This is a genomic window from uncultured Gimesia sp., from assembly GCF_937919775.1.
Classification (GTDB): domain Bacteria; phylum Planctomycetota; class Planctomycetia; order Planctomycetales; family Planctomycetaceae; genus Gimesia.
In genome coordinates, this window is sequence record NZ_CALFPF010000466.1 from 1 (window position 1) to 4,484 (window position 4,484).

The window sequence follows — 4,484 nt, forward strand, 5'->3', positions numbered from 1 at the left end:
CGCCTGACGAGAAACTTTATGAGAGTATTAAACTGGCAGCGATCCCGGCAGCTTATGTCTACGGCGTTGACGGCAAATTGAAAAAACGGTTCGACAATGAAACACTGGAATACGGTCAGGAAGGTTTTACATACGAGAAACAGATCGTACCGCTGATCGATGAAATGCTGCAGGCAACACAGAAACAGGAATAGTAATCTGTACTTTAAGCAAACGTGATATAAATACTCGACATGATTCCCGCCAGCAGTAAAGCAATCAGACGCGGGTCGGTCACGCCGGTAAGTTTTCTGAACACAATTTCTTTCAACGGATTTTTCCAGTACATCATCTCCATCTGATCCCCTGTGGGAGGGGGCGTCAACAGGCTGACGATGACAAACACAACCGAACAAATCACGAACAACCACCATGCCTGCAGCATGAAGGGAATCCCTAAATCCTTCGTGATCAGATCAAACCCGAAGTCCAATGCAAAAGTAAGCGCACCCAATACGGAACCCACAATCAATGTCACCAGCGACGCTTTCGCGGTTCCCCGGGGCCAGAGAACTCCCCAGATAAAGACCACGGTAATCGGCGGCGCCAGACAGGCGATCATGCTGTTCAGCCCCGAAAAGATGCTTTCGAACTTACTTCCCATAGTCGACCAGCCAATCGCCAGAATCATGACGATCACCGCAGTGATGCGTCCCACCACAACCAGCCGCGCATCGCTTGTTTCCGGTTTGAGTTTTTTCACAACGTCAATACTGATCAACGTCGCCGTACTGTTTAATGCGCCCGCAATTGTACTCATCAGTGCAGCCAGCAAGCCGGCGGCGATCAAACCTTTCAGTCCCGTGGGAATCAGTTGATCAATCAAGACCGGCAGCGCTTTATTCGGACTCTCTCCAATTTGATCCTGAAACAAGACATAAGCGAGGACTCCTGGAAAAACCATGATCATCAGCGGCAGAATTTTAATGAATCCCGCAAACAGTGGTCCCACCTGAGCATCCTGCTGTGTTTTGGCTCCCAGCACGCGTTGCACGATTGTCTGATCGGCACACCAGTACCAGATTCCCAGAACCGGATAACCCAAGACGAAAGCATACCAGGAGAACCCGCCGCTCTCATGAATCATACTCATATGCTTTTCAGGCAATGCAGCGCGGAGCTTCGCTACAGAATCGATTCCCTGCTCGTTTAGCGCGCCGACGGCGAACCAGGTGATGGCGACGGAACCGATAATCAACAGCACGGTCTGGATCGATTCCGTAATCACGACCGCCTTCAAGCCGCCCGCTACCGTATACAGAGTCGTAATCGCCGAAATGACTAACACCGAGGTGAAAACATCAATTCCAAAAAACTCATGCATGATCGTAGAACCCGCATAGAGCGTCATCCCGATATGAATAAAGAGTGCAGCAACAACCCCCATAATCGCCAGCACAATTCGCGACCCGGCGCTGTAGCGTTGCTCCAGAAAATCAGGAAGCGTCACCACGCCGCTACGATGGTAAATCGGTGCAAAAACCAGCCCCAGTAAGATTAACGTGAATGCAGCCAGGCATTCAAAATTCCCTACGACTAACCCCACCCGGTAACCATCCGCAGCCAGACCAATAAGATGAACTGTGGAGATATTCGTCGCAAATAAAGACAATCCAATCGTAGGCCATCCGAGGGAGCGACCCGCCAGAAAATAACTGTCGACGGTCTGCTTCTGTTTGCGACCGACGTACAGCCCCATCCCGGTGATCAAAATCAGATACGCCAGGATGATTGCCAAATCGAGAGTAGAGATATTGAGTTGGTTAGCAGCCAGCAGGAATGGCCCAGTCATAGATGTTCAATCAAATCAAAGATTCTGTTGGAGAAGTTTCCACTGTTACATCAACGTCGCATTCCACCTCAGAAACTTCAAGCGGAGACAGGCCACATTTTGAAGCAAGCTGATTAAATTGTTTGATCAACTGCCACCCGACAGGGATTCCGGATTTCAATCGCTCCGCACGCGTCAAATCTTCAGGCTCGCCGGGATAATAGACCTGGCCTCCTTCTCGAATTGGTTGCAAAGCCCCCCAACGCATGATGATCTCTGCGATTCGTTCCTGGAACGAGTCTACAGCAGTGAAACGGCTGATGTCAATCGCCCCTACCAATCCCCCCAGTAATCGTTTTTGTGAAAGGTCGCCGTACATCTTAGGAATATCGGGACCAATGGGTGCCCCTCCTAACAGCGCACATAAGACATCAATCAACAAACCCAGACCAGAGCCTTTAAATCCGCCGAAAGGAAACAAGGCGACGACTTCATTCGGATCCGTTGTCCCCTGCCCGTTAGCATCTAAAGCCCAGTCATCGGGAATCGAAACTCCTTCAATTGCGGCGTTCGCAATTGTATTCCAGGGAGTAATGCTCGTCGCCATATCCAGACACAGTGATTTGCCATTTTTCCCTGGAGCCGTGATACAGATTGGATTCGTCCCGCAAAATGGTTCAGCAGCCCCGTGCGGCGTCACCATAGGGTCAACGTGCGTAAAGGCAAAACCAATCATGCCTTCCCGAGCAATTCTTAAACCATAGTATGCCAGTGCGCCACAATGCGAGGAATTACAGATCGAAACCCAGCCTGCCCCGGAATCACGGGCGAGTTCCACAGCGTGATCCGCGGCTTTCACCATCGCAAGCTGACCTAAACCGTGGTCACCATCGACGCGCCCCACTGCCGGTCCCAGTTGTTCCCATTGCATTTCAGGACGGGCGCTGATGCTCCGTTGACGGATTCGTTCCAGATAATGTGGCAGTCGTGCCACACCATGCGAATCTATCCCGCGCAGGTTCGACTCGACCAGTGTATCAGAAACAAGTTCTGCATCTGCTTGACTCAAATCGGCGTGAGTCAGCAGTTGAAAACAAAACTCCTTCAGGTAATCTGAATCCAGTATCGTACTCTTGACTTGTATCTGTGCCAAAGGTCTCACCTCTTCTAAAGTTATCGACTCTCTGACAGGGAATACACGAAAGCCGTTCCATAAATCGCCCCTTGTTCAACCAGCAGGGGTATTGGGAAAAACAAAGTCAGGCAAAAATATCAGAAATCACCTCGCCATGCACATCGGTTAATCGAAAATCCCGGCCGGCAAACTGATACGTCAACTTTTTATGATCCAGGCCCAGTAAATGTAAAATGGTCGCATGCAGGTCATGAATATGAACTTTATTTTTGACAGCATAGTACCCGTAGTCATCGGTGGCACCATACTGCAAACCACCTTTCACGCCGCCTCCCGCCATCCACATGGTATATCCCTGGGGATTATGATCACGTCCATCATCTCCCTGGCTGACGGGAGTTCTGCCGAATTCTCCTCCCCAGAGCACCAGTGTGTCATTCAACAGACCACGCGATTTCAAATCTTTGAGCAAGGCAGCAATCGGCTGATCCACTTCCATCGAGTTCCGAGGCAGTGCCGTTTTCAATCCCGAATGTTGATCCCATTTATAGCTGTGCGTGATCTGAACGAAACGAACGCCCCGCTCTGCAAAGCGACGCGCCATCAGACATTGACGTCCAAAGTTTTTTGTCACATCGTTATCCAGACCATACATTTTTTGAGTCGTCTCGGATTCATCACTGATGTCCTGCAGCTCGGGTGCAGCCGTCTGCATCCGGTAGGCAAGTTCAAAGGAATTGATGCGTCCTTCGAGTGCCGCATCGGGACCAGAGCCTGCCAGGTGCTCGCGATTCAGCTCCTGCAGAAAATTCAGTTCCTTGCGTTGAACCGATAACGGGATGCCGCTTTTGTTGCTGATAAAGGGAATCAACGCACGATCAGCGGGAATACTGGCATTCCCGATGGGCGTTCCCTGATAGTCCGCTGGTAAAAACGAAGAGCTGTAAGCATTCACGCCTCCATGCGTCAATGTCGGGCAGACTGTGATAAAACCTGGCAAATCCCGATTCTCGGAACCCAGGCCGTAAGTAATCCATGAGCCCATGCTGGGTCGCACAAAGGTATCACTGCCCGTATGTAATTCCAGCAGCGCTCCCCCATGACGGGAGTTGGAGCCATACATCGAATTGATGATACACAGGTCGTCAACACAACTGGCGACATGCGGAAACAATTCACTCACCCAGGCGCCACTCTCACCGTGCTGCTTGAACTTCCAAGGCGAGCCCAGCAGGTTACCTGTCTGTGCGGAAAAAATACGCGGTTTATCAAAGGGAAGTGGCTTGCCACTGTCTTTCTGTAATTGAGGCTTGTAATCAAACGTGTCCATATGCGAGGGGCCACCATGCATAAACAGAAATATGACCCTTTTAGCCTTCGGTGCGAAATGCGCTTCCTGAACCAGTTTTTGCTGCGCAGCCGGACTGTCGTTTCCGAGCAACGCTGCCAGCGCCAAACCACCGAATCCGGCTGAACTTCGTCGCAACATCTCCCTTCGCGAGATCATTGTATGTCCGTGATTTGTATTCCCTAAATTCA

At 50.7% G+C, this 4,484-nt stretch carries 3 protein-coding genes and 1 pseudogene; 1 reads left to right on the forward strand and 3 read right to left on the reverse strand.

All coding sequences use genetic code 11. The annotated features are described in order from the left end of the window. Positions 1 to 194, forward strand: a pseudogene (locus Q0294_RS13240) (hypothetical protein); the annotation flags it as partial. Positions 195 to 205: 11 nt separating this feature from the next. Here the strand turns inward: Q0294_RS13240 and Q0294_RS13245 are convergent. From Q0294_RS13245 to Q0294_RS13255, 3 genes are all read right to left on the reverse strand, one after another. Further along, positions 206 to 1,831, reverse strand: a complete 1,626-nt coding sequence (locus Q0294_RS13245) for a sodium:solute symporter (RefSeq protein ID WP_299466071.1) — start codon at positions 1,829 to 1,831, stop codon at positions 206 to 208. A 10-nt stretch (positions 1,832 to 1,841) separates the two neighbouring features. Beyond that, on the reverse strand, positions 1,842 to 2,963 hold the full coding sequence (locus Q0294_RS13250; RefSeq protein ID WP_299466074.1) for an Ldh family oxidoreductase: 1,122 nt from the start codon (positions 2,961 to 2,963) through the stop codon (positions 1,842 to 1,844). Between the two features lie 106 nt (positions 2,964 to 3,069). Beyond that, positions 3,070 to 4,452 (reverse strand): DUF1501 domain-containing protein, encoded by a 1,383-nt coding sequence (locus tag Q0294_RS13255; RefSeq protein ID WP_299466077.1) that lies wholly within the window; start codon positions 4,450 to 4,452, stop codon positions 3,070 to 3,072. Positions 4,453 to 4,484: the final 32 nt, after the last annotated feature.

Bases quoted from the DNA above. Each gene is read 5' to 3' on its own strand.
- Q0294_RS13245 (WP_299466071.1), bottom strand. From the start codon at position 1,831: ATGACTGGGCCATTCCTGCTGGCTGCTAACCAACTCAATATCTCTACT.
- Q0294_RS13255 (WP_299466077.1), bottom strand. From the start codon at position 4,452: ATGATCTCGCGAAGGGAGATGTTGCGACGAAGTTCAGCCGGATTCGGT.